At 42.0% G+C, this 593-nt stretch carries 1 pseudogene; it reads left to right on the forward strand.

What is annotated here, in order from left to right:
* Nucleotides 1–593 (forward strand): annotated as a pseudogene (locus GQF01_RS09575) (S-layer homology domain-containing protein); the annotation flags it as partial.

Here is a 593-nt window from a genome sequence, read left to right on the forward strand (position 1 = left end):
CGACTTCGTAAACGCTGGCGACACGGTAGCTTATAGCAAAAACGCTGTGATCAAGTTGAAAGCTGCGAACCAATATGGCGAAGCCGTATCGATGGGAACATCTAACTTTACTGCATTAGTTTCTGGCCAAGCACCAACAAGCTTCAAAAAAGACGTTGATGGCAACTTGGTTATCACGGCTGATGTAACAGGTTCAGGTATTTCCCAAGGTAACGGGATTGTTCCAGTAACTGTTTATTTCAACAACAGTGATGTAACAGTGTCCAAAAACTTCAAAGTAGGTACCGTGCCGATCCTGAGCAAAATCGAAACAGGGAAAGTAACGTATTCCAATGGCGGAACGAAACTCGTTGCAGCTGACGACAAAGCTTCCATCGCATTGAACCTATTTGACCAATATGGTAACCCAATCGTAGAAGGTCAATTCACAAACGATGAAATCAAAGCAAGCAATATCAACCCAGTTATTACACCGTATGAACAATATCTTGAAGTTGTTAAAGCTGGTGCAACATTTGCAACAAGCGATCTGTTCGACGATAACGACAACGCACGTGTAGAAGTGAAATTAACTGCAAAATTAGATAAAACAG

Origin of the sequence: Paenibacillus silvestris (assembly GCF_009882985.1) — a bacterium.
In the GTDB taxonomy this organism is placed as follows: domain Bacteria; phylum Bacillota; class Bacilli; order Paenibacillales; family NBRC-103111; genus Paenibacillus_E; species Paenibacillus_E silvestris.